Source organism: Rhodococcus sp. NPDC055112 (assembly GCF_053607505.1).
Map to the genome: position 1 here is coordinate 1 of NZ_JBSGTR010000042.1, position 22283 is coordinate 22283.

Below are 22283 nucleotides of genomic sequence, written 5' to 3' on the forward strand. Positions count from 1 at the left end.
GGCGCCGCACAGCGGCGCCACCCCATCAACTGTGTTCAGTGATGGGGTGGCCCCGGCCTATGTCATTCCCGAGTCGCAATTCGGCTGCGCGAAGGAAGCATTGAACTATCGGACCGATATCGCCGCGAGCGTCGCACAAGACGCTGGCGGCGATGTACGGCTCCACAGAGTTTGCGGCGCAGCAGCCCGGGAATCAGGTGAGTTCCAGTCGCAACGGTACCCAGAGCTGGCACAGGTGGCGCGCGATCAATTCCGATGTGTACATCTCGAAGATCGGTTCGCCGTCCACCGCCAGCCCGCGGGTCGCGATTTCCTCGAAAATGCTCGACCACGCCGCACCCACGCCCTCCGCGGTGTGCGGCACATCGAATGCCGCGTACTGCCCGCCGCGGAGGGTGTCGACGCCGACCGCGCCATCGAGTTCGAGATCCTCGGCCACGACGAGTGCCGCGTCATAGCGGCACTCGTCCGGCGGCGTCACCGAGGGATCGTCCCTCGGAATTCCACACAGGATCGCTCCGTCATCGAGTAGTCCCCGGCGAGACGCCCACTGCTTGATCTCGGCCATCGCCTGGGCGTTGCCCTGCCCGAACGGTCCGGTGGCGCGCACAAAGGCGAGCCGACGATTCGGAATGTGTTGAAGCGTCATGCGCACTATTTCTCCCACTGTGGTTCGGCGGAAGCGAAGGTATCACGGTTTAAATAGGGCTTGACCTGCGTTTTTTATACATGCGATAGGCTGATCTTGATTGCTGGTCGCACGAATTGCACAGTCCGGAGGAAGTCCGGATGGCGCGTCCCGATGGGTCCTTGGGCCCCAGGCTCGGGCGTGCTCGTCACTTCGCCGTCGAAGACTCCTGATGCTGCCAGGTTGCCTACGCATACCTGGAGGTTGAAGTGAGTTCGACGACGTTCACCGTCTTCTACGACGGACAGTTTTGGGTCGGCCTGCTCGAGGTCATCGACAACGGCGAATTGCGCGTGGCCCGCCACGTGTTCGGGTCCGAACCGAGCGGCCCCGAACTCTACGAGTTCGCGCTACGCGACTATGGGGCGTTGTCCGCCCTCGCGCACCGCTCACCCACGGTGCCGGTCGACCAGCGGCGGGCAGCACAGCGGCCGGTCAATCCCAAGCGGCTGGCGCGGCAGGTCGCGAAGGAACGAGCCCAGCCGGCCGTCAGCACGGTCGCCCAGGAGGCCGTCAAGCAGACCATTTCCGAGAACGCCAGCGCCCGGAAGTCCAGGAGGAAAGAGCTTCGCGACACCGCCGAGCACACGCGCCGACAGATTGCCCGAGCGAAGGCGAAGGCGCGACACCGGGGAAAGGCATGAACCACCGGCCCGCCGGAAGCCCTGGCGGTCACCGTGCGGCGTTGGCGAATCCCGGCGGCGGCTCGGCTCCCTCGTACCGGGGGAGTGCGGGTCGGCCGTCCGTCAGGAACGCGAGGACGGTCGCGGTGTACAACTCGGGCCTGTCGGCGGCGATGGCGTGGCCGGCGTCGGGGATCAGCGCCATCGTCGAATTCGGAAACGTGTCGCGGTATTCGCGCGTCACGGGCCAGGACTTGTAGTCGTATTGGCCGCGCATCACGAGCACGGGGACGTGCACGCTCCGCAATGCCGGACGCGGGTCGTCAACCGACGCGAGATCGACGCCGGTCATCTGGTTCACCCAGTAGCCGGGTGGCGACGCCGGAACGAGATCCGCTCGACGGCCGGGCGCCTGTGCCAGCGGCGCCAGTACCTCCAACTGCCGCCGGAACAGGTCGTCGGCCTCGTCGTCGGTCCAGAAGTTGTGCGCGGCAACGGGGTTGATCGCCTGCAGAACGGAGACCGCGAGGACACGAGGGGAGCTGCCGGTCTCGTCGAGCCGGGCGGTCATCGCCGGGGTTTCGCGAGCCCTGATGTTCCCGTCCGACCCGTCCGGGTACTCCGGCGACCACAATGCGCCGGGTGAGCTGACCACCACTCCGGCGACGCGATCGGGGTACGCGGCGGCGTACCGCGCCGCGAGGATGCCACCCCACGACTGGCCGATCACCACGATCCGGTCGGCGGCGATGGCCTGCCGGATCGCCTCGAGATCGCGCACCTGCCGGTCAACTGTGTAGTCGAGGACGTCGGACAATCGACTCGAGCGGCCCGACCCGACCTGGTCGTACGCATAGACGTCGTATCCGGCCGCGGCGAGCTCGGCGCTCGCGGGCGGCAGGCCGTCTCCCGCGGTGCCGGGCCCACCGTGCAGAAAGATCACAGGAAGCGAACGGGACGTGGCGGTTGCCGCGGGCAGGTGCCGGTACGCGATGGTCGATCCGGTGGGCAGGTCCCAGTAGTTGCTTGCGGAAACCGCGGCGTGATCGTCCCGGTGCGCCGCCCGTCCGATCAGCGTGTAGCCGGCCGCCGCACACACCAGGCCGACGATCGCCGCGCCCGCCAACAGACGAAATGCGGGTACCCGCCTGCGCGCGATGCGCGCCCACAGGCGCCCGGCACCGTACGAGCAGACGATCACCGTGACGATCGCCCACAGCGTCAACAACGGAACGGAATCGAACAGCGCCGCCGATGCGAAGAACACCGTCGCCCCGACGAGCACGGTCATCGCCAGGACTACCGTCACGGCGATCAAGGCAGCGATTCGGCGCGCCAACGACTCCGGCGATCTGGATGACATCCCGCGGTCCTTTCCGGGGAGGGGGCAACTGACGACGTAGCCGAGACTAGGTCGCAGAGGCCGGCGAGACCATCAGGGATGTCCCCCATCTCCGGTCTGGGATCGTCCGCACGGGACGGGAAGTTCAGTGCTCGCCGGAATACCGACCGGTGAGCTCGATTCCGATGCGCGCCAACTCGTCCCGGACCGACTGCGGTTCCAGCACCTCGACGTCCGCGCCCCAGCCGGCGAGGTTGCGGGCGATGTCGAGTGGGGTGGGTGCGGCGAGGCGGACCCGGGTGCGGCCGTCGTCGGCCTCGCCGTCGGTGTGGCAGTGCCTGCCGAAGTGGTCGCGCAGGATCCGCACAAACCTGGTCTCGATGAGCACGGTCGCCCAGGTGGTCGAGCGTCGCTCTTCCATCTTGCCGACCACCTGCTCCCACGCGGCGGCGAGCTCGAAGTCGTCCGGCCGGTCGGCGGGCTGATCGGTCGGCTCGGCCTCGGCGATCCGGTCCACCCGGAAGGTTCGCCTGCCGCGCTCGGTCCCGGCGATCAGGTACCAGGTGTCGTCCTTGTCGACCAGACCCCACGGGTCGACAAGGCGTTCGCTCCGCTCGCGGGCGCCGTTCACATAGGTTAGCCGGACCCTTCGCCTGCGGACCACGGCGGACTGCAACAGGTCCACCATCTCGGGTCGGCGGCGATCCCGCTCGCCCCAGCGGGTCGGGTCGATCATGGTGGCGCCCGCGGCGGCCTCGGCCTCGGCCCGAAACGTCTGGGGCAGAGCACGTACGAGCTTGCGGAGTGCTGCCTTGGCCTCGCCCGACACCGCCGCGGCGGGGCCGACGAGCAGGAACAGGGCCTGCGCCTCGTTGGACGACAGGCCGGACAGGTCCGTCCGGGCGCCGCCGAGGAGCGCCCAGCCGCCGCCGCGACCGGGCTGCGGGTACACCGGGATGCCCGCCGCGGACAGTGCCTCGAGGTCGCGGCGGGCGGTGGCCACCGAGACCTCGAGCTCGTCGGCCAGCTCGGCGGCCGTCACCCGGCCGCGGGACTGCATGAGCAGGAGGGTGGCGACGAGTCGGTCTGCGCGCATGTTCTTCAGTTTCCCCGTAAAAGTGCTCAGTTGGTGAGCACTTTGGCCGGAAGGATGGTTCTCGTCACCAACCGAACGAGGGAAGGAACCACCGATGTTGCGAGGACTCACCACCGTCAGCTTCTTCGCCGACGATGTCGCGGCCGCCAGGGACTGGTACACCGGGGTGCTCGGGATCGAGCCGTACTTCGCCCGCGAGGTCGACGGGCAGATCGCCTACGTCGAGTTCCGCATCGGCGACTTCCAACACGAGCTCGGCATCGTCGACAGCCGGTTCGCGCCGCACGCCCGCACGGACAATGCCGGCGGCCAGGTCACCTACTGGCACGTGGACGACGTCGAGGCCGGCTTCGATCGGCTCCTGGCGCTGGGCGCCACCGTGCACGACAAGCCGACCGAGCGTGGACCCGGATTCGTCACCGCCTCCGTCGTCGACCCGTTCGGGAACATCCTCGGCGTCATGTACAACCAGCACTACCTCGACGTCCTCGGCTCGAAGGAGGCGTGAGATGACCACGGTGAGCGCCCCCGACGTCAACACCTTCGCCCCGCGCACGACCGCAGACTGGCGTGACTGGCTGGCACGAAACGGCCGGTCCGAGAAGGAGATCTGGCTGATCATCCATCACAAGGACAGCGGCACGCCGAGCCCGCGCTACCACGAGGCGATCGAGCAGGCCCTCTGCTTCGGCTGGATCGACGGACTGCACCGCAAGCACGACGCGGACAGTTCCCGGCTGCGGTTCACCCCTCGAAGCCCGTGCAGCACCTGGAGCCGGGTGAACCGGGAACGCGCGGCGAACATGATCGAGCTGGGCCAGATGACCCCACCCGGCCAGGCCGTGATCGATGTCGCCAAGGCCGCCGGGACCTGGCGGGTGGTGCCCGACGACGGCGCCCCGCTGCCCGACGATCTGCGGGAACCGCTGCACCGCAACGAGGCCGCGCGCGCCAACTTCGAGGGCTTTCCGCCATCCTCCAAGAGGCTGATCCTGGAGTGGATCGCGACGGCGAAGCGGCCGGAGACGCGGCAGCGCCGGATCGATCGGACGGTCGCGCTCGCGGCGGTGAACATCCGGGCGAATCACCCAGGGGTGCGGATCGGCGACGGCGCCCTCCCGCAAAGCGCCGCGGTGTGACACGCTGATGTGATGCGCGCCACTCCGGGCGGGCGATTCGCCGCCCTGCGGTTCGCGGCGGCCGTCCTCGGCGTCACGGCGTCGCTGATCGCGTGTGGCAGCCGGGAGGAGAACCCCGCGGGCAACACGGTGCCCACGGCGGACACGCCCCAGGCCGACATCGCCAGGACATTCGACATCGGTGATGGGCGGCAGATGTACCTGGAGTGCCGCGGCAGCGGATCCCCGACGGTGGTGCTGGTGCCCGGCGCCGTCGCCGCCGCGGACACCTGGAGCGAGGTCGCCGATCAGTCCGGTGAGATGGTGCCGAGCGGGTCCGCCGTGTATCCGGAGGTCGGCGCGTTCACGCGGGTCTGCTCCTACGACCGACCGGGGACCGCACGCGCGGGCGACGAGTTCACCCCGTCCACGCCGGTGGCGCAGCCGACCAACCCGGAGCGGGACACGGCCGATCTGCACGCGTTGTTGACCGCGGCGGAGGTGCCCGGCCCCTACGTGCTCGTCGGGTGGTCGTACGGGGGACCGATCGCGAGGGTGTACGCGGGCACCCATCCCGACGAGACGGCCGGTCTGGTCCTCGTGGACGGCATGTCGGAGTTCCTCGAGAGCGAGATGACCCCCGCCGAGTTCTCGGTGTTCCTGCAGATGAACCAGCTGGACAACGAGCGCCGCACCGCCCAGTGGGCGGACGTCGAGCAGCTCGACCCTGCCGCGACCTTCGCTCAGCTGCACGCAGCCCCGGCGGTTCCCGACGTGCCGGTCGTGGTGCTCAGCGGGGACACCTTCGACCCGGACGCCTTCCGCGCCCGCCTGCCCGCCGACGCACCCGCCGACTACCCGGAGGTGTTCTGGCAGGCGCAGCTGGCGTCGCAGGACGGTCTCGCCCTGCTGTTTCCTGGCGCGCAGCACATCACGCAGACGAACAGCGGCCACAACATCCACAACGAGTCGCCGCAACTGGTGGTCGACGCGATTCGCGACGTCGTCGCGGCGGCGCGCGGCTAGGACATGGGTCAAGGCCTCTCTCGGTGCACGTCGAACGGAATCTCAGACGTGTCAGAGTGAGCGTCATGACAACGAACGATGTTCCGGGCGCTCTGATCGACGTGGCCTGGGTGTTTACCGGATTGTTGCTTCTGCTGGTGGTGGTCTGTGTTGCCGCCGGGCGCGGAGCGATTCCGGTCAACTCGTTCGTCGGTATCCGCATCCCCGCATTGAAGCGCAGTGAGGCTGCGTGGCGGGTCGGGCATGCGGCCGCGGTGATGCCCGGGGTGACCGCGTTCGTGATCGCGGGCATCTGCAGCGGGATCGGACTCGGCGCGCCAGTCGCATACTGGGGCACGATCATCGCGATGGTGGGCGGCGTGATCTGGGTGTTCGTCCGTGCTGCGAGGGCTGCCGACGTCGCCTGAGCCGCTGGCATCCTCTCGTCAGTCGTCATCGTCCCGCACGCGGGCCGCCGTGATGTGGGTCAGCACGCACAGCCACCGGTCGTCGCGTCGGACGAACACGTCCGACGTCCATTCATCGGCGTCGAACTGTTGGCCCGCGTAGTGCGCGGTGTTCGTCACCCGCGCCGTGAACACGGCGGTGTCACCGTGGATCCGGACCCTCGCCCCACCGGCCCGGTCCATGGCGGAATGGGTCAGCTCGCCCGATCTGACGAAGCCGAGGAACTGCGCCTTCGGCGCGATCCCCGACTCGGACACGATCACCCAGTCGTCCGCCATGAAGGCGCCGATCCGTTCGGCGTCGTTGGAAACGATCGCCCCGTACCAGTCGTCGCAGAGCGTGACGAGTTCCGCCCCGGCGTCCGCGATCAGGTCGTCGTCCATGGAATCCTCCGTCCTCCGGCGTCACCTGCACACACCTTATGAACGGCGAGGCGCTGCAGACTTGGACGATTGGGAACCCGGTCAGGCCTTGCCGTACCGCGAGTAGGTGATGCCACAGCGGAAGGCCTTCGCGTCGAGCAGTGCCAACTCCGGCAACTCGAACCCGTCTGGGAACAACCGGCGGCCCCGGCCCTGCACGACCGGGTAGACGAACAGCCGATACTCGTCGACGAGTCCTGCCTCGATCAGGGTGTGGCACAGCATGATGCTGCCGGTGACCACGATGTCCTTGCCCGGCCGCATCTTCAACGCGCGGACCTCCTCGGCGGGTTCGCCGGAGAGGACCGTCGAGTTCTGCCACTGTGGGTCGGTCATCGTCGAGGAGACGACGTACTTCTGTACTCGGTTGAGGTAGTCGGTGATCCCCGTGGCATCGTCGGACCGCTTGGGCCAGTATCCGCGTAGGTCTTCGAAAGTGCGCCGGCCAACCAGAAACCCGTCGGCTGCACGGTCCTGACGGCGCGACTCCTCGAGCAGGTCGGAGTTGTCCACCCCGCCCTGACCTCGAGGATCGAACCAATCGCCCAACATCTCGATCGAGCCGTCGACGGTGATGTTCTGCGTGACTGCCAGCCTGCGCATCTCGGTGCCCGCGCGGATCAGTTGGGCACGACGGCGCCGCTGGCGGCGTCGACGTTCACGTCGTAGTCCCACCCTTGGGTGTTGCGGATGTGGACGTGCCACACCGTCTTGCCGTCGCGCTGATTGGTTTCGGAGGAGACGACCGTGCCGCCGGGGACGGTCGCGAGGGCGGTCTGCTCCGCCTGTTCCTTGGTGACCGTCGCCGCCGCGTTCGGTGCGCCGGTCATCGACGTGCGGTCGTCATCGTGATCCTCCTGGTCGCGATCCACCACGGCGCCGGTAGCTGCGTCGACGTCCACGTCGTAGTCCCAGCCGTTGGTGTTGCGGATGTGGACGTGCCACACCTGCGTGCCGTCGTGTGTGACGAGCTCGGAGGAGACGACCACCCCGCCGGGCACGGTCGCGACGGCGGACTGTTCGGCCTTTTCCTTGCTGACCTGCGCCATCGCCGTGGTACCCGTGGGCATGGACATCGTCATGGACTCGGAGGTCGCGGCGGCGCTCGTCGTCGGGGTGGTGTCATCGTCGTTCGAGCCGCATCCCACCACCAGCAGCGCCGAGGCGACGGCAAAGGGGATCAGGCTCGCGCATCGTGCAGTCTTCGTGGTCATCGGTTGGTCCTCGATTCCATAGAAGGGTGAACACTTTTCTTTTTCACGGCAGCGTCCAGAACTGCCGAGTCACGAGATAGAAGACGACGACCCAGAACGTCATCACCCCGGCGACGGCGGCGATCCCTCGGAGATTGGTCCTGGTTTCAGGCGCGTCCGGGGGCGGCCGCAACCAGCGCCCCAGCAGCCGGTTCACGTAGCGCGGCATGGTCACGAAGGTCATGGCGAAGCTGGAGAACAGGTTCCCGACGAGCAGGCCCAGCCACAGCGGCATCTTCAGCGGGGAGAGCGCGAGGGTGAGCAGCACGACGGTGGGGTAGAGGCCGACCCAGACGGCGATCGAGGTCTTGACGTCCGAGGGTGGCGGCGCCTCGTTTCCCTTCTCGTCGAAGGCGAACCAGCTCCCGAAGGAGTTGTCGACGGTGCGGGAGGAGAACTCGTGGAACTTGTCGCCCTCCGCGAGGAGCTGTTGTCGCTTGGTCGAGGTGAGCCATGTGAAGAGGTTCGCGGCGTTGTCGTAGCGGTACAGGGCGGTCCACTCGTCCTGCAGGCCTTCGATCGGGCGGAAGAGTTCGGAGCCGCGAAAGCCCTCGAACTTGCGCTCCGCCAACCGCATCCGGTCCTGCCACTCGATGAAGGCGTCGGCGTTGTCGGGTTTCACACGGTGGGTCACGACGACCGTCACGAGCTGGTCTGTGGGGCGCGATCCGCCGGAGATCACCTGCTGGGTCGCCGGGCCGTCGAGATACTCCTGCCCCCTGTCGAGCCACGCCTGGCGGGTGGCGCTGTTGACCCATGCCTGCACGTTGGCGACGGAGTCGAATCGGTAGACCACCACCCAATCGGGCTGTACCGCGGTGGGTGCGGAGATCTGGGCGCCGAGGAAGCCGGCGTAGTGCGAGGCGGCGACGTTGATATCCTCCTGCCAGGCCTTGAACTCCGCCTCGGACCCGGCGCGCACCCGTTGGCCGATGATGACGGTCGCGGTGTCGCGGACGTGCTCCTCGGCCTCCACCGTCGCCTCCTTACACGCGCACCGATGTGGCGCCGGTACGCGACTCGACGATCCGGCCGTAGATGCGTTCGGGGGTGAGCGGCAGCATCCGGAACCGCACCCCAGTCGCGTTCTCGAGGGCGTTGGCCAGCGCGGGCGCGACCGGGTTGATGCAGCACTCCGCCATGCCCTTTGCGTGCATCGGTCCGACCGAGTCCGACGAGTCGACCAGCAGCACATCGGTGCGGGGCACGTCGGCGTAGGTGGGGATGCGGTAGTTGCGCAGGTTCGGGTTGACCATCACGCCGTCGCCGTCGACGTGGAAGTTCTCGGTCAGCGCGAAGCCGATGCCCTGTGCGACGCCGCCCTCGATCTGCCCGCGCACCTGCGCGGGGTTGATGATCACCCCGGCATCGGTCGCCTGCACGCTCTGCAGGATGCGGATCTCGCCGGTGACCCCGTGCACGGCGATCCGGAAGCCGTGCGTGTTGGACACCACGCTGCGCGGCGACCCGTACGCCTTGCGGGCCGCGGTGAACCGGATGCCGCGGGTGCCCGCGGCGGCCTGCAGCACGGTCAGCGGCACGCGGGTGCCGTCGCAGTCGACGCCGTCGTCGTCCATGGCGCAGGCGGCGACGTCGACCCCCGTGTGTGCCGCGGCGAACGCGAGGATCCGGTCCCGTAGTGCGGTCGATGCCCGCAGCACGGCGTTGCCCGCGACGGACAGGCCCGCGCTGGCGAACGCACCCGTGTCGAATCCCGTTCGGTCGGTGTCGGATTGCACGAGCCGGATCCGCGACGGCGTGGTGCCGAGTTGGTTCGCGGCGATCTGCACGTGCGCGGTCGGGGTGCCCTCTCCGAATTCCACTGTGCCGACGGCGAGCTCGTAGATGCCGTCGTCGTCGAGGGTTACCCACGCCTCCGAGACGTGATCGGTCGGCGGCGCGGTCTCGTGCAACGAGCTCGCGGTCCCGGTCCCGACGAGCCAGTCCTCGCCGGTAGGCGCCTCGGAGCCGCCGCGGCGCAGTGCCTGGTCGACGAGGTCGATGCACCGCCCGACGCCGTCCTCGGCGAACACCACGTCATCGGGGCCGTCCTCGAACGCGACGAGAGAGTCGCCGGGCCGCACGATGTTGCGGCGGCGCAGCTCGAGCGGATCCATGTCGAGCGCGATCGCCAACTCGCCGATGGCGGATTCGACTGCGAAGGCGGGCTGGGTCATGCCGTAGCCGCGCAGCGCCCCGCTCGGCACGGTGTTGGTGTACACCGAGTAGCCGTCGAATTTCTTGTTCGGGCAGCGATAGAGCATGACCGCCGCGCCGCCGGCGAAAAGTGTTTCACCTCCGTGATTTCCGTAGGCGCCGGTATTCGAGACGTTGCGGACCTGTATCGCGGTGAGGGTGCCGTCGGACCGGGCGCCGAGCCGGACCGTGAGCTTCATGGGGTGTCGGGGTGAGGCCGTGGTGAACTCCTCCTCGCGGGTGTACTCGAAGCAGACCGGCCGCCCGGTGTCGAGGGCGGCGAGGGCGGCGAGGTCCTCCGAGATCACCTCCTGCTTGCCACCGAACGCGCCGCCCACGCGCATGCAGAACACCCGCAGCTGGTCCGGGCGCAGGTCGAACAGGTGGGAGAGCTTGACCTTCGCGATGGACGGCGATTGCGAGCTGGTGCGCACGTGCAGGCGGCCGTCCGCCATCCAGGCGATGGAGCCGTGTGTCTCCAGGTGGGCGTGCTGCACCCGCGGCGAGAAGTAGGTGCCCTCGTGGATCACGTCGGCCTGGGCGAACCCGGCCTCGACGTCGCCGACGTGCCCGTGCAGCTCGAGCAGGATGTTGTGCACCGGGTCCCGGACGAACGGATCGTCCGAGCCGTGTAGCTGCGGGGCGCCGTCGGCCATCGCCTCCTCCGGGTCGAACACCGCAGGCAGCGGCTCGTACTCGACGACCACCCGGCGGCAGCCCTCCTCCGCGGCCGCGACGGTGTCGGCCAGCACCGCGACGACACGCTGCCCGACGAAGCGCACGGTGTCGTCGAGGATGTAGGTGTCGTCCGGGTCGACGAGGTGATCGGTGTGGATGGCCGTGGTGAAGGGTTTTCGGGGCACGTCCTCCCAGGTGTAGACGCGGCATACCCCGGGGACCGCCAGCGCCGCGGTCTTGTCGATCGAGACGATGCGGGCGTGCGCGTGCGGCGAGTGCAGCACCTTCAGGTGCAGCATGCCCTCGATCTCGGTGTCCATGGTGAACTCGGCGCGGCCGGTCACCACGTCGGTGGCGGCCGGGGCGCCCACGCTGGTGCCGACGGCGCGACCGGGGCGCGCGTCCTCGATCCCGACGACCCCGTGCACGGCGTCCTCGATCGACCGGTAGCCGGTGCAGCGGCAGAGGTTGCCCTTGAGGGCGCGGGGCAGGTCCTGTTTCTGGGCGTCGGTGAAGGTCGCTGCCGTCATGATCATGCCCGCGGTGCAGAAGCCGCACTGGAAGCCGGGGGCGTCGCGGAACTGCTTCTGGAGCGGGTGCAGGTCGTCGGGGGATCCGAGGCCCTCGATCGTGGTCACCTCGCGGCCCTCCGCCCGGAACGCGGGGGTGATGCAGCTGTGCACCGGATCGCCGTCGAGCCATACCGTGCAGGCGCCGCAATCGCCTGCGTCGCAGCCCTTTTTGACGCCGTGGTGGCCGAGTTCCCGCAGATGCGTCCGCAGGCACTGGCCGGGCCGCGGCTCCTCGTCGAAGGTCTTGCCGTTGACGGTGTAGGCCATCATCGGTCTCCCGACTCCAGCTCGACGCGGATCTCCTCGGCGAAGTGCCGCGCGAGGTGGTGGCGGTGTTCGGGGGTGCCGTTCGGGTCGTCGAACCACAGGTCGTCGGGGAGGGAGTCGATGCTGCGCCGCATCGTCTCGGGGTCCGGCACGGTCTCGAACTCCAGGCGGACCGGACGCGTGGTGCCCGCCGTGATGGTGAGGGTGAGGTCGGCGGTGCCGGGGGTCTGGGTGGCGATCATGAACAGGGTGGAGCGTCCCAGTCGGGTGAGGCTGAAGCGGCGGTGGGTGTGGTGTTTGCGCAGTGCGTCGGCCGGGATGTCGATGCGGCGCAGGAGCTCGCCTGGCGCCAGCACGTTGCGGTGGTCGCCGGTGACGAAGTCGGCCGCGGCGACGGTGCGCTGCGATCCGTCCGGCGCCCACAGCGTGTAGGTCGCCTCGAGCGCCACTGTCAGCGTGATCATCGGGCCCGCGGGCAGCGACATGCAGATGTTGCCGCCCACCGTCGCCGAGTTCCACACCTTGAACGAGGCCAGGAACGCCTCGCAACTCGTCCTCAACAGCGGTGCTGCGCGCCAATCGCTCTGCGGTGCAAGATCATAGAGATCGCGAACCGTGCACGTCGCGCCGATCTCGAGGCCGGACTCGCTCGGCACCAGGGCATCCCAGCCGAGTGCGGTGAGATCCATCAGCCGGCGCAGTTCGGGCTGGGGAACGGAGAACAGCCACGTGCCCCCGGCCAGCCAGGCATCGCCGTCGCGCCACTCCGCGCCGGGGCGGTCGGGTGGTCGCCGCACGACATCGCTGATGGTGTTGAGATCCATGGGACCGCTCCCGTCAGGGAATGTGTCGTGCCAAACATACGCCGACCGGGTCGGCGCGGGTCGGCGTTTGAGGCACCGGGAACCCGTCCGGCGAGCGCGGCCTCCTATGGCCGGTCCGACCGGGCGGGACCCCGTATGTCGTGTCTGGCGTGGCGGTGCTCAGTTTCCCGGGGTGATCAGGCCCGATTCGTACGCGAGCACTACGGCCTGCACCCGGTCTCGCAGGCCCAGCTTCGACAGAATTCGTCCCACGTGGATTTTCACGGTGCCCTCGGATACGTGCAGGTCGCCTGCGATCTCGCGATTCGACCGGCCGGCCGCGAGCCCGGCGAACACCGTTCGCTCCCGGTCGGTGAGGGCGTTGAGCACCGTGTCGCGCCGGGCCTGCCGGTCCGGTTCGGGCAGCAGCGGCATGAACTGGTCGATCAGGCGTCGGGTCGCGGTCGGAGCGAGCACGGCCTCCCCGTCGGCCACCGTGCGAATCGCGGCGAGCAGAGACGTCGGGGGCGCGTCCTTGAGCAGAAACCCGCTGGCACCGGCCTTCAGGCCGGCATAGAGGTACTGGTCGACATCGAAGGTGGTGAGGATCAGGATCTTGCAGGTGGGCTGGGCGTCGAGTATCGCGGCGGTGGCCGCGATGCCGTCCATGGTCGGCATCCGGACGTCCATCATCACGACGTCCGGTTCGAGTGCCGCCGCCATCCGGACCCCGGTCGAGCCGTCCCCGGCTTCGCCGACCACGTCGATATCGGATTCGGCCTCCAGAATCAGCCGGAATCCCATCCGCAACAGGGATTGATCGTCGACCAACAGCACACGAATCACGTGGTCTCTCCTTCGTCCAGGCGAAGCCGCGCGGAGACCCGCCAACCGCGAGGTCCCCTCGGGCCGGACCGCATGACGCCGCCATATGTGTGGACTCGCTCCCGCATGCCGATCAGGCCGCCGCCCCCGCCGGACGGAGTCGCCGCGGCCGCTCCGTCACCGTCGTCCTCGACGTCCACCCGGATCTCGCCGGGCAGGTAACGCAGGCACACCGAGGCGCGGGTGCCCTGGCCGCCGTGTTTGAGTGTGTTGGTGAGCGCCTCTTGCACCAGCCGATAGACCGTGAGCTGGATGGTGGCGGGTAGGTCGATGGCGCTCCCGTGCACCTCGAGTGAGGTCGGCAGTCCTGCGTCGCGCACCCGGGCGATGAGCACGTCGAGTTCGGCCAGGTCCGGGACGGGCGCGAGCGCGTCATCGCCGGGGTCCCCGATCTCGTTCTCGCGCAGAGTTCCGAGCAGCCTCCTGGTGTCGGCCAGCGCCTGTCGGCCGGTGGCGGACACAGTGCGCATCACCTCGATCCCACGTTCGGGCGAGGTTGTGCTCGCGGCGACCGCACCCTCGCTGAGGGCAACCATGACGGTCAGGTGGTGCGCGACGATGTCGTGCATCTCGCGGCTGATCCGCGCGCGTTCAGCGCCTGCGGCCAACTCACCCTGCTGGTCGCGCTCGTGTTCCAAACGCACCGCGCGATCGCGGAGTTCGGCAAGGTACGCGCGCCGGGTCGATGCGTACAGCCCGAGCCCGAGCGCGGCACCGACCAGGCCCGAGACGAGGATCGAGGCGTGCCACCAACTGCCACCAGTGGTGCGGACGGTGGCGACGATCATGGCGAGTTCGAGGAAGGCCGCCGCCACCAGCGCCTCCAGTCGCGATTGCGCCGCGGCGACGGTGTAGAGCGCGATGAGCAGGCCCAGGTCGGCGGCGACGTTGTCGTTCCAGAGTCCGGCGGCGACCGCGCTGATCAGGACCCAGGCGAATACCGGGATCGGAAAGATGCGCCGGACCGCCAGCGGGGCAAGCACGGCGACCAAGACCGCGATCGCGATCCAGGGCGGGCCCTCGCCGTCGTGGAAGAGGTCGGGCATCCCCACCGCCACCGCCAGGACCGCGACGATCGCATCGAAGGCCCAGCGGGCCGGTGAGCGGTCATCGAGATGTTCCGCCGGGCGGAGGCAACGCATGGTGGTCATGGTCGCGTGTGCCTCCTTCTATCGCCTCGCGACTCCAACTCGATCGACGCTAGAACCACTATGCCCGTCTTCGCATCGTCCGAGCGGACACAATCGGGACCGACCGGGTATGCCCCAAGGCCTATGCTCATGTACGCCGCAGGTCGCGATCCTTCTGAAATGCGTAGTCCTGTATCGGTTTTAGTCAATTCGACTGCTCTACTGGGTCGGCGTCCAGGGTGGATGCACTGGAGCGGGAGGGCAAGGTCGATGTCGATCAATTGTGAAGTGCGTTCGAGGAGGGCCTTGTGCGCCGTCGTGGGGGTGCTCGTGGTGGCGGTCGGGGCCACCGGATGCGTTGGCACGAGTGAGGGCTCCGCGTCGATTGGCTCGGAGTCCTCCGCGGCCTCCGGCGTGCAGATGGATCAGGCGACGTCCGCGAAGCTGGACGCGGCAATAGCGGAGGCGGTCCGGAAGACCGGGGTACCGGGCGCGATCGTGGGCGTGTGGGGACCGAACGGCAGCTATGTCAGCGCAAAGGGGACGGCGAACACCGCGACCGGTGCTCCCATGAAGGCGGACTTCTACAGCCGGATAGGTAGCGTGACAAAGACTTTCACGGCGACGGCGCTGCTACAGCTGGTCGATGAGGGCAAGGTCGCTCTCGATGATCCGATCTCGACGTACGTCGACGGTGTGACCGAGGGCGACAGAATCACCCTGCGCCACCTGGCGGGCATGCGAAGCGGGTTGGCCGACTACACCTACGCCGAACAGTTTGGCACCGATTTCCTTGCCGACCCGAAGGGTGATTTCAGCCCGCGGCAGCTGGTGGAATACATCAAGGGTGACCCATTGCACTTCGAGCCGGGCGAACAGCTCGAATACTCCAACACCAACTTCATCCTGCTGGGGATGGTCGTCGAGAAGGTATCGGGGGACTCGATGACGAACATCATCAAGGCGAAAATCCTTGAGCCGCTGGGGATGAAGGACACCACCTTTCCCACGTCGAACGCCTTTCCGGAGCCGCACGCCCAGGGCTACACGACGCAGACGAAGGACGAGACGCTCGGGGTCGCGACCGATTGGAATCCGTCGTGGGGGTGGGCGGCCGGTTCGATGATCTCGACGCTCGATAATCTGCGGACCTGGGCGCACGCGCTGTTCAAGGGCGACCTGCTCGACGCGGATACCCAGCGGCAGCGAATGCAGATGATGCCGGCTCAGGGGATTGATGGCGTCGGGTACGGCCTCGGGGTCTTCGATGTGCAGGGATGGATCGGGCACAACGGGAGCCTGCCCGGCTACAAGAGCGTCGTCGTGTACCTGCCGGAGAAGGATCTGACCATGGTCATTCTGATCAACTCGGACATCGACACGCTGGACACCGGGTCCAGTGGCGTCCTCGCCACCGCGATCACCGAGGTGATCAGTCCCGATCACGTCTACACGTTGAGCGGATAGGTCCGGCAGCCGGTCAGGCGCGCATCCGAGCCGTCGGTTTCGGGGCCTCGGAGGTGGCCAGATATGATGGGCGCGCTTTGTCCGCCTCCTTAGCTCAGTGGTAGAGCACTCGCCTTGTAAGCGAAAGGTCGTCAGTTCAATCCTGACAGGGGGCTCAGTGAGTGGATGGACTCCGCTGCAGGTGAGGGCCATTTCCGAGTTTCGGAAATGGCCCTCACCGCGCTTTGCCCGCATCCTGACCACACGCTCCTCGAGTTGTTGACGAGGGTCATGGGGGCGTCCAGGAGACACGCTCAAGTGCGTTGGTCAGGACCTCTACTGTCCTGGGGGCGTCGCGGTGCAGGTCACGGGTTCACCTGGCGCGCCGGTGTTCTGATCGAGAACCTTCTCTTTGTCGAGGAGAATTGTGCACTTCAGAACTTGATCGGCGGGGGGCGTCGCGGTGATCCGAGCCGAATCCTTGTCAGTGATGATCACATCGGCCATCCACGGGTAGGTGGTCACAGATTCATGCTTGGTTTCTGCGTCGACTCCTCGCTTGGGCGCTGTTTGGTATGAGATATCAGAGTCGCCGGCGCCAGGTGTGTTGGTTTCCAAGACGTACCGGACCGCCCATACATCCTTCAACGATTCGGAAAGGGTGCATGAGCTCAGCGTCGCTGCCGTAGCGCATACGGTCAAAACTGTCGCCGTGGTGGTGAGTATGCGAGTGGATGCCATCTAGCCAGGGCACCACAAGTGAAAGTTGGTTGTCGTCAGCTTCCGGAACGATGTCCGATACGGACGCCTCATACTCAGGTAGGACATGCGCCTCGCTGATCCAGAACGGCAATAGCCTTGTATGGCCATACTGGACGAGACCTGGCGGCCCGGTGACTCGAGTAGGGCGGTGGCGGCATGACATGGGCGCTACCCGCGATCGCCGGGGTCCTGCTCGTCTTTGCCGCGCTGTCGCGGCGTCTCGAGGGCACCCCGATCACGGCTCCGATCGTCTTCACCGCCGCCGGCCTCCTGTTCGGGGGAGAGGCTGTGGGACTGATCGACGTGCACGCCACCGCCGAGACGGTGAAGCTGCTCGCCGAGGTGACGCTCGCTCTGGTGTTGTTCTCCGACGCCGCCCGGGTGGACCTGTCCGCGCTCCGCACCGAGATCTCCCTGCCTGCCCGGCTGCTCGGCATCGGCCTGCCGCTGACCATCGCGGCGGGTTTCGGTGCCGCGGTGCTCGTGCTCGGCGACCTCGCCTGGCCCGAGGCGCTGCTGCTCGCGGTGATCCTCGCCCCCACCGACGCCGCGCTCGGGCAGGCCGTGGTGACCCTCCGGACCCTGCCGCTGCGGGTGCGGCAGGGCCTGAACGTCGAGAGCGGGCTCAACGACGGCATCTGCGTGCCGCTCTTCCTCGTCGTGCTGGCCATCGCGCAGGCGGAAGCGGGTGCGATCGGCGGCGGCGCCGCGGTCCGTCTGGTCACCGAGCAGATCGGGTTCGGCATCGCGGCGGGCGTCGGCGCGGGCGCGATCGCCGCCGCGATCCTGGCCGCCGCACGCCGTCGCGGCACGATCGACCCGTTGTGGGCGCAGATCGTCCCCGTGGCGGCGGCCGTGCTCGCCTACACCGTGGCCGTGCCACTGGGCGGCTCGGGATTCATCGCCGCGTTCGTCGGCGGACTGACCTACGGTGCGATCCGTCGCCGCGGTGGCGGCGTCGAGGAGGGGGCACGCCTGCTCGACGAGGCAGGTGACCTGTTCAGTGCCGTCACCTTCATCGTCTTCGGTGCCGTGCTCCTCGGCCCCGCCCTCGGGCACCTGTCCTTGGCCGTGCTCGGCTACGCGGCACTGAGCCTGACCGTCGTCCGGATGGTCCCCGTCGCGCTGTCGCTGGTCGGCACGCACCCACGCGCGCCGACAGTCGCGTTCCTCGGCTGGTTCGGCCCCCGCGGACTCGCCACGATCGTCTTCGTCATCCTCATCCTCGAGGAACCGGGGCGGCTGCCCCACGAGGACCTGCTCCTGACGACGGCGGTGATCACGATCGGGGCCTCGGTGCTGGCCCACGGGCTCAGCGCGGCGCCGCTGGCCGACCGCTACGCCGCCTGGTTCCGCCGCCACCCGCGCGGAGAGGACGACCTGGTGCGGCCGGGGCCGCCGTGAGAACGCCCGACCCGGCGGGACCCGGCGAATCGCCCCAGTGCGGTGGCACGGCCAGCGCGGCGGGCAAGCGGGTTGTCCCATCGCCCTTCGCGGCGTTGACCTGGAACTGGGTCAGGAAGATGCTCTCGGTCAGGTCCGCGCCCCGAAGATCCGCGCCCCGGAAGTCGGCGCCGATGAGATCGGACGACCGCAGGTCGGCCTTTCGCAGGTCGGCGCCGATCAGGTACGCCCCCCGCAGGTTCGCCCCTCGCAGGTTCGCGCCGCGCAGCTTGGCGCCGATGAGGTCGGCGCCCCTGTGCTCACGCTTGCGGCCCGGCGCCGCCCCGCGAACCAGCTCGCTGACCCGGAGCAGCAGCACGTTCACCTCCTGGCGGTGGCGATCGACGTCGATCCGGGCCACCGACGCGGCGTCGCCGTCGGCCAGCTCCACCGTCCGGTCCCAGGCGTCACGGAGTTCGGCGTTGACCGGTTCGGCGGCCGCGGTCGCCAGCGATTCGTTCAGGTACCAGAGCAGCTCGTGGAGCTGGCGCATGATCGGGAAGACCTCGAACATCGCGTCGGCCCCGGCCGGCTCCCGCCGCCAGTCGCGCCCTTCGAAGGTCTGCTGTGACACCTTCTGGCCTGCGCCGAAGCAGTCGTAGACCGTGCAGCCCGTGAACCCCCGGTGCCTGAGGTCTGTGTGGATACCGCACCGGAAGTCGTCCAGGAGGTTCCTGCACGGCCGGCCGGCGGACTTGTCGACCGCGAAGTCCGCGGACTTGGCGAAGGGCAGCGCCACGCAGCACAGCGCGAAGCAATTGCCGCAGTCGGCGTTCAGGCTCGGGGCGGTCGGAGTGGGGAGCTGGTCGGCAGGCACGGCAGGCGATCTCTCGGTCGGGTGATTGCCCAGGAAGTCTAGTTTCCGGGCGGGGGCGTCCATCCGCCGAACGCGCGTTCCAGCTCGAGCGCGGCGGCGATCGTGAGGTGGTCGTTGCCCATCCCGCCGACGATCTGGACGCCCAGCGGCAGCCCGGCCGAACCCAGCCCGAGCGGTGCCTGCGTGACGGGCAGCCCGGCGAGGCTGAACGGGGCGACCGCGTTGGTCCGCCAGGGCTGGCCGGTGGACGCGCCGTGCCGCGGCGCGACGGTCGGCATCGTCGGATGCAGCAGCAGGCCGTCACCGACGATCGCCGTCACCTCGTCCGCCACCGTGTGGGCGGCGGCGGCCAGCCTCCGCACCAGCGGCTTGGGCAGTAGGGACTCGAGCACCTCGCCGATCACCAGCGAGCGCATCGGCGCGGTGTGCTTGCCGCGCAACGCGACCAGCTGAGATGCGGACAGAGGATGGGCGCCCTGCTCGCGCATGATCTCCGCGAAGCTGATGCCCGTCTCCTCGGCCAGGACGATGGTGGTGAACAATCCGATCTGGCGCAGCGACGTCATCGTGACGTGCTCGACCTTCGCGCCCGCGGTCTCCAGCGCGGCGGCGGCCCGGTCCCGCGCGCGCAGCATCTCGCGACCGGTGCCCGGCAGGAACGCGTCCTCGATGAGGGTCACCCGGACCCCGTCGAGCGAGGTCGACGCGGGGTCGTGCAGCGGCACCTCCCGCACAAGGGGGTCGACGCCGTCGGGTCCCGCCATGATCTCCAGCAGGGGCATCAGGTCCTGGGCGCGGCGCGCCAGCGGACCGTTCGCGCACATCCGCGCGACCCCGTAGGGCGGTGGCCAAGATCCGGTGACGGGCAGCAGTCCGGTCGAGGGTCGATGCCCGAAGACCCCGTTGCAGAACGCAGGAATGCGAATCGACCCCAGAGCGTCGGTGGCGATCCCGATCGGGGACCCGCCGCTGCCGATCACGGCACCCTCGCCGCCGGAGGAGCCGCCCGCGCTTCGCCGGCGGTCGTAGGCGTTGCTGGTGCGCCCGTAGACCCGATTGTTGCTCTCGATCCACATGCAGCCCTCGGACGTGTTCGTCAGCCCGAGCACGATCGCGCCCGCGTCGAGGACCCGCTGCACCACCGGTGCGTGTGCCGCGGGGCGGATGTGTTTGCGCGCAACGACTCCCGCGGTGTTGGGCATGCCCGCGACGGCGAGCGACTCCTTGACGGTCACGGGAACGCCCGCGAGCGGAGGGAGTGCGTCCGGTCCGTCGGCGGCCAGTCGCGCATCGACCTCGTCCGCCTCGCGTCGGGCGGCGTCGTACCGTTCGACCACCACCGCGTTCAGCGACGGGTTGACCCGCTCGAGCACGGCGATGTGCGCTTCGACCACCTCGCGCGAACTGAGCGACCCCGCCCGGATCGAGCCCGCCAGCGCGACGGCCGACTCCTCGGTGATCTCCACGTACCCCCCTGTCGTGCACTTTCACGAGCCCGGCCGGCTCGCGCGTGACAGTTTGACACGACATGTCAATGTGCATCGAGGCGGTGCTCGTCTTGCACGGCCATGGGCGGCGGGGACCGGGGGCACTCAGAGTTGGTGGTGGCAACGGACACGCGAAGGACGCATTGATCTCCTACACGGAAAGGGCCTGGTGGCAGTCGTAACGTGCGAGCGATACCGTGATTTCTACGTTCGCCTTCGAGATTCTCGAAACGGAACTTGCTCGGAGTCGACATCCCTTGGAGCGATCCCGTGGAGCGCGCAATGGCCTACTCAGTCACCTACAGACTCCTTCAGATCGCGCTCGTGGTCTTCGGCGCGGTGATGGTTCTCCTCTATCCGCTGGCAGTGGTGTGGCCGTCGGGGTGGGCATGGCATTCCGGTGCTGCCTACCAGTCCGATTACTTCATGATGATCGTCGGCCTGTACGCGACGCTGGGCGTCTTCCTCTGGAACGCGGCGCGACGGCCCGAGGACAATCTCAGCCTGATCTGGTTCGCCGTGTGCTCGAGCGTCGTCCACGCCGCAGTGATGGCGGTGCAGTCCTTTGGCAGCGGCCACCATATGGGACATCTGTGGGGAGACGTCCCGGCGCTGCTTCTCGCGGCCATCGTGCTGTCGGTCCTCGTACTGTCATCCGGGATCAAGCAACGTCCTCCGGAACGAGTCGCACACCACGCGGTCGGTGATCAGATCTGAGATGCCGGTGTCGATCTGACAGCCGTATGGCGCGCCGATCCGACACTTTTGTTTCCGATGGCGGAGGCCGCTGGAGAATCTGGGGCACAACTGATTTCGGCAGCGGTAGCGGTTGCCGGTTGTTGACTGTGATGACGTTGCCAAAACGCTCGGCTGGGATGTCCCAGCCGAGCGTTGTAGCGGGAGCCTCCGCTGAGGTCGGAGCGGTCAGCACTCGCCCTTGATGCCGGCGTCCACGCCGCGCTGGAAATCCTTCTGGTCCTGCTCGGACTTGGTGGCCCAGTCCGGCGCGGCCTTCGCGAGGTTCGCGAACTCGGCGCCGATGGACTCCGGCGTGCTGCCCTCGCCGGTGATCCCGGCCTCCTTGAGGGTCTTGATGTACTCGCGGATCCCGACGCAGGTGTCGTGGTAGATGTCGCCGGTCAGCTGCGGCGACTCGCCGATCGCCAGCTCCTCGACCGTGCTGGCGGAGGCGGAGTCGCTCGTCTTCTCCTCGGTGTCAGAGCTGCATCCGACGAGGAGGAAGGGCACGGCGGCGGCCGCGACGGCGGCGATCAGGGTTCGTTTCATGCCCGTATCAGTACCAGACGATCGGGCCGGCCCCGACAGCGCACTCCCCGTTCCGACCGATCCCGGATCCGTTGTCCCACAAGAGCTAGCCGGGCGGAGCGAGCTCGGCGATCAGAGCTTCGACGCGCGACCGGATCTCGTCGCGGATCGGGCGCACCTGCTCGACGCCCTGGCCCGCCGGATCCGCCAGCTGCCAGTCGCGGTAGCTCACGCCGGGGAACACCGGGCAGCTGTCCCCGCACCCCATGGTGATGACCACGGTCGAGGACTCGACCGCGTCGGGGGTGAGGATCTTCGGAGACTGCGCGGAGATGTCGATGCCGAGTTCGGCCATCGCGGCGACCGCGGCCGGGTTGACGGCGTCGGCTGGCGCGGAGCCTGCGGACCGGACCTCGATCGTGTCGCCCGCGAGGTGGGTGAGGAAGCCCGCGGCCATCTGGGATCGGCCGGCGTTGTGGACGCAGACGAACAGGACACTGGGTGTGGTTGCCATGA

Annotated in this window: 24 protein-coding genes and 1 tRNA gene; 9 read left to right on the forward strand and 16 right to left on the reverse strand. The window is 68.3% G+C overall.

Annotated features, from left to right (window positions below; all coding sequences use genetic code 11):
- Positions 1-193: 193 nt before the first annotated feature.
- Entirely contained in the window at positions 194-649 is a 456-nt protein-coding gene (locus tag ACWFRB_RS17910) for an AraC family transcriptional regulator (protein ID WP_452642453.1), read from the reverse strand.
- Positions 650-897: 248 nt separating this feature from the next.
- Between ACWFRB_RS17910 and ACWFRB_RS17915 the strand changes: the two genes are divergently transcribed.
- Positions 898-1332: a YjdF family protein gene (locus ACWFRB_RS17915; protein WP_452642454.1), complete on the forward strand. Its 435-nt coding sequence runs from the start codon at positions 898-900 to the stop codon at positions 1330-1332.
- Positions 1333-1360: 28 nt separating this feature from the next.
- Here ACWFRB_RS17915 and ACWFRB_RS17920 read toward each other — a convergent pair whose 3' ends face one another.
- Together ACWFRB_RS17920 and ACWFRB_RS17925 are read right to left on the reverse strand one after the other, a co-directional pair.
- A complete protein-coding gene (locus ACWFRB_RS17920) occupies positions 1361-2674 on the reverse strand; it encodes an alpha/beta fold hydrolase (RefSeq protein WP_452642455.1) in 1314 nt (437 codons plus the stop codon).
- A 124-nt stretch (positions 2675-2798) separates the two neighbouring features.
- Entirely contained in the window at positions 2799-3749 is a 951-nt protein-coding gene (locus ACWFRB_RS17925; RefSeq protein WP_452642456.1) for a helix-turn-helix transcriptional regulator, read from the reverse strand.
- Positions 3750-3843: 94 nt separating this feature from the next.
- On the opposite strand from ACWFRB_RS17925, the gene ACWFRB_RS17930 reads away from it, so the two are divergent.
- From ACWFRB_RS17930 to ACWFRB_RS17945, 4 genes are all read left to right on the forward strand, one after another.
- Entirely contained in the window at positions 3844-4257 is a 414-nt protein-coding gene (locus tag ACWFRB_RS17930) for a VOC family protein (protein WP_452642457.1), read from the forward strand.
- A gap of 1 nt (position 4258) precedes the next feature.
- A complete protein-coding gene (locus ACWFRB_RS17935) occupies positions 4259-4888 on the forward strand; it encodes a YdeI/OmpD-associated family protein (protein WP_452642458.1) in 630 nt (209 codons plus the stop codon).
- Positions 4889-4900: 12 nt separating this feature from the next.
- On the forward strand, positions 4901-5893 hold the full coding sequence (locus ACWFRB_RS17940; protein ID WP_452642459.1) for an alpha/beta fold hydrolase: 993 nt from the start codon (positions 4901-4903) through the stop codon (positions 5891-5893).
- Between the two features lie 65 nt (positions 5894-5958).
- Positions 5959-6300: an SdpI family protein gene (locus tag ACWFRB_RS17945; protein ID WP_452642461.1), complete on the forward strand. Its 342-nt coding sequence runs from the start codon at positions 5959-5961 to the stop codon at positions 6298-6300.
- A gap of 18 nt (positions 6301-6318) precedes the next feature.
- Here ACWFRB_RS17945 and ACWFRB_RS17950 read toward each other — a convergent pair whose 3' ends face one another.
- The 8 genes from ACWFRB_RS17950 to ACWFRB_RS17985 form a co-directional block, all read right to left on the reverse strand.
- A complete protein-coding gene (locus tag ACWFRB_RS17950; RefSeq protein WP_452642462.1) occupies positions 6319-6723 on the reverse strand; it encodes a nuclear transport factor 2 family protein in 405 nt (134 codons plus the stop codon).
- Positions 6724-6804: 81 nt separating this feature from the next.
- Positions 6805-7365 carry a dihydrofolate reductase family protein gene (locus tag ACWFRB_RS17955; RefSeq protein WP_452642463.1) on the reverse strand — a complete coding sequence of 187 codons (561 nt, stop codon included), beginning with the start codon at positions 7363-7365 and terminating at the stop codon, positions 6805-6807.
- A gap of 17 nt (positions 7366-7382) precedes the next feature.
- On the reverse strand, positions 7383-7976 hold the full coding sequence (locus ACWFRB_RS17960; protein WP_452642465.1) for a PepSY domain-containing protein: 594 nt from the start codon (positions 7974-7976) through the stop codon (positions 7383-7385).
- A gap of 43 nt (positions 7977-8019) precedes the next feature.
- Positions 8020-8991 (reverse strand): antibiotic biosynthesis monooxygenase, encoded by a 972-nt coding sequence (locus tag ACWFRB_RS17965; protein ID WP_452642467.1) that lies wholly within the window; start codon positions 8989-8991, stop codon positions 8020-8022.
- Between the two features lie 10 nt (positions 8992-9001).
- Positions 9002-11728, reverse strand: coding sequence for a molybdopterin-dependent oxidoreductase (locus ACWFRB_RS17970; RefSeq protein WP_452642498.1), 2727 nt, complete (start codon positions 11726-11728; stop codon positions 9002-9004).
- A complete protein-coding gene (locus ACWFRB_RS17975; protein WP_452642468.1) occupies positions 11728-12552 on the reverse strand; it encodes an FAD binding domain-containing protein in 825 nt (274 codons plus the stop codon). The genes ACWFRB_RS17970 and ACWFRB_RS17975 overlap by 1 nt, the downstream gene beginning before the upstream one ends.
- Before the next feature lie 159 nt (positions 12553-12711).
- Complete coding sequence (locus tag ACWFRB_RS17980; RefSeq protein ID WP_452642469.1) at positions 12712-13377, reverse strand: response regulator; 666 nt, start codon at positions 13375-13377, stop codon at positions 12712-12714.
- A complete protein-coding gene (locus ACWFRB_RS17985) occupies positions 13374-14567 on the reverse strand; it encodes a sensor histidine kinase (protein ID WP_452642470.1) in 1194 nt (397 codons plus the stop codon). The genes ACWFRB_RS17980 and ACWFRB_RS17985 overlap by 4 nt, the downstream gene beginning before the upstream one ends.
- Positions 14568-14816: 249 nt before the next feature.
- Between ACWFRB_RS17985 and ACWFRB_RS17990 the strand changes: the two genes are divergently transcribed.
- A complete protein-coding gene (locus ACWFRB_RS17990; protein WP_452642471.1) occupies positions 14817-16013 on the forward strand; it encodes a serine hydrolase domain-containing protein in 1197 nt (398 codons plus the stop codon).
- An 83-nt stretch (positions 16014-16096) separates the two neighbouring features.
- Positions 16097-16168 (forward strand) — tRNA-Thr (locus ACWFRB_RS17995).
- Positions 16169-16328: 160 nt separating this feature from the next.
- On the opposite strand, the gene ACWFRB_RS18000 is transcribed toward ACWFRB_RS17995, so the two are convergent.
- A complete protein-coding gene (locus ACWFRB_RS18000) occupies positions 16329-16517 on the reverse strand; it encodes a hypothetical protein (protein ID WP_452642473.1) in 189 nt (62 codons plus the stop codon).
- Between the two features lie 393 nt (positions 16518-16910).
- On the opposite strand from ACWFRB_RS18000, the gene ACWFRB_RS18005 reads away from it, so the two are divergent.
- Positions 16911-18158: a cation:proton antiporter gene (locus ACWFRB_RS18005; protein WP_452642474.1), complete on the forward strand. Its 1248-nt coding sequence runs from the start codon at positions 16911-16913 to the stop codon at positions 18156-18158.
- Here ACWFRB_RS18005 and ACWFRB_RS18010 read toward each other — a convergent pair.
- A complete protein-coding gene (locus tag ACWFRB_RS18010) occupies positions 18067-19077 on the reverse strand; it encodes a pentapeptide repeat-containing protein (RefSeq protein WP_452642475.1) in 1011 nt (336 codons plus the stop codon). The genes ACWFRB_RS18005 and ACWFRB_RS18010 overlap by 92 nt on opposite strands.
- A complete protein-coding gene (locus ACWFRB_RS18015) occupies positions 19053-20480 on the reverse strand; it encodes an amidase (protein ID WP_452642476.1) in 1428 nt (475 codons plus the stop codon). The genes ACWFRB_RS18010 and ACWFRB_RS18015 overlap by 25 nt, the downstream gene beginning before the upstream one ends.
- Before the next feature lie 303 nt (positions 20481-20783).
- Here ACWFRB_RS18015 and ACWFRB_RS18020 point away from each other — a divergent pair, with 303 nt between their 5' ends.
- Positions 20784-21218, forward strand: a complete 435-nt coding sequence (locus ACWFRB_RS18020; RefSeq protein ID WP_452642477.1) for a DUF6632 domain-containing protein — start codon at positions 20784-20786, stop codon at positions 21216-21218.
- 207 nt (positions 21219-21425) lie between these two features.
- Here the strand turns inward: ACWFRB_RS18020 and ACWFRB_RS18025 are convergent, their stop codons facing one another.
- Positions 21426-21788: a hypothetical protein gene (locus tag ACWFRB_RS18025; RefSeq protein WP_452642478.1), complete on the reverse strand. Its 363-nt coding sequence runs from the start codon at positions 21786-21788 to the stop codon at positions 21426-21428.
- A gap of 85 nt (positions 21789-21873) precedes the next feature.
- Positions 21874-22281, reverse strand: a complete 408-nt coding sequence (locus ACWFRB_RS18030; protein ID WP_452642479.1) for an arsenate reductase ArsC — start codon at positions 22279-22281, stop codon at positions 21874-21876.
- Positions 22282-22283: the final 2 nt, after the last annotated feature.

Coding starts and splice junctions, on each gene's coding strand:
- ACWFRB_RS17975 (WP_452642468.1), bottom strand. CDS start 12,552: ATGGATCTCAACACCATCAGCGATGTCGTGCGGCGACCACCCGACCGC.
- ACWFRB_RS18020 (WP_452642477.1), top strand. CDS start 20,784: ATGGCCTACTCAGTCACCTACAGACTCCTTCAGATCGCGCTCGTGGTC.
- ACWFRB_RS17930 (WP_452642457.1), top strand. CDS start 3,844: ATGTTGCGAGGACTCACCACCGTCAGCTTCTTCGCCGACGATGTCGCG.
- ACWFRB_RS17990 (WP_452642471.1), top strand. CDS start 14,817: ATGTCGATCAATTGTGAAGTGCGTTCGAGGAGGGCCTTGTGCGCCGTC.
- ACWFRB_RS17940 (WP_452642459.1), top strand. CDS start 4,901: ATGCGCGCCACTCCGGGCGGGCGATTCGCCGCCCTGCGGTTCGCGGCG.
- ACWFRB_RS17920 (WP_452642455.1), bottom strand. CDS start 2,674: ATGTCATCCAGATCGCCGGAGTCGTTGGCGCGCCGAATCGCTGCCTTG.
- ACWFRB_RS17935 (WP_452642458.1), top strand. CDS start 4,259: ATGACCACGGTGAGCGCCCCCGACGTCAACACCTTCGCCCCGCGCACG.
- ACWFRB_RS17925 (WP_452642456.1), bottom strand. CDS start 3,749: ATGCGCGCAGACCGACTCGTCGCCACCCTCCTGCTCATGCAGTCCCGC.
- ACWFRB_RS18010 (WP_452642475.1), bottom strand. CDS start 19,077: ATGGACGCCCCCGCCCGGAAACTAGACTTCCTGGGCAATCACCCGACC.
- ACWFRB_RS17970 (WP_452642498.1), bottom strand. CDS start 11,728: ATGGCCTACACCGTCAACGGCAAGACCTTCGACGAGGAGCCGCGGCCC.
- ACWFRB_RS17985 (WP_452642470.1), bottom strand. CDS start 14,567: ATGACCACCATGCGTTGCCTCCGCCCGGCGGAACATCTCGATGACCGC.
- ACWFRB_RS18025 (WP_452642478.1), bottom strand. CDS start 21,788: ATGAAACGAACCCTGATCGCCGCCGTCGCGGCCGCCGCCGTGCCCTTC.
- ACWFRB_RS17945 (WP_452642461.1), top strand. CDS start 5,959: ATGACAACGAACGATGTTCCGGGCGCTCTGATCGACGTGGCCTGGGTG.
- ACWFRB_RS17950 (WP_452642462.1), bottom strand. CDS start 6,723: ATGGACGACGACCTGATCGCGGACGCCGGGGCGGAACTCGTCACGCTC.
- ACWFRB_RS17955 (WP_452642463.1), bottom strand. CDS start 7,365: ATGCGCAGGCTGGCAGTCACGCAGAACATCACCGTCGACGGCTCGATC.
- ACWFRB_RS17960 (WP_452642465.1), bottom strand. CDS start 7,976: ATGACCACGAAGACTGCACGATGCGCGAGCCTGATCCCCTTTGCCGTC.
- ACWFRB_RS18030 (WP_452642479.1), bottom strand. CDS start 22,281: ATGGCAACCACACCCAGTGTCCTGTTCGTCTGCGTCCACAACGCCGGC.
- ACWFRB_RS17910 (WP_452642453.1), bottom strand. CDS start 649: ATGACGCTTCAACACATTCCGAATCGTCGGCTCGCCTTTGTGCGCGCC.
- ACWFRB_RS18005 (WP_452642474.1), top strand. CDS start 16,911: ATGACATGGGCGCTACCCGCGATCGCCGGGGTCCTGCTCGTCTTTGCC.